General features: G+C 72.3%; 1 protein-coding gene. It reads left to right on the top strand.

The window, feature by feature from the left end; translation table 11 throughout:
* A partial coding sequence (locus LPA54_RS38795; RefSeq protein ID WP_228985092.1) for a response regulator transcription factor occupies window positions 1–222 on the top strand: 222 nt, incomplete at its 5' end.
* Window positions 223–448: the final 226 nt, after the last annotated feature.

Here is a 448-nt window from a genome sequence, read left to right as displayed (position 1 = left end):
CCTCCGCCGAGCCTGGACGCGCTCACCGCCCGCGAGGTGGAGACGCTGCGGCTGCTGGCCCGCGGCCTGTCCAACGCGGAGATCGCCGGCACCCTGTTCGTCAGCGAGCACACCGTCAAGACGCACGTGAGCAACGTGCTGTCCAAGCTCGGTCTCAGGGACCGGGTGCAGGCGGTGATCTGCGCGTACGAGACCGGTCTCGTCACCCCGGGAGCCCCCTGAGGTCACCCCGGGCTCCGCCTCGGGTGACCCCGGCTCCCTCTGAAGGGGGAGGCGGCGGCCGTCTCCCCCGTACGGGCGAGGGACACGAACCGCTCCTCCCGGCGATCCGCCGGGGCACCCCGTGGCACGAGTCTTGAGGCATCGACGAACCGTCAACGCCGGGGAGGGATCGTGCTCACCGCACTCGCCCGGACGGCCACCCGCCGTCCACTGACCGTGATGCTCC

The sequence above is a fragment of the Streptomyces sp. DH12 genome (assembly GCF_020873895.1).
Classification (GTDB): domain Bacteria; phylum Actinomycetota; class Actinomycetes; order Streptomycetales; family Streptomycetaceae; genus Streptomyces.
The sequence above is the reverse complement of the archived record's forward strand: the minus strand, read 5'-3'. Positions and strand labels throughout refer to the sequence as shown.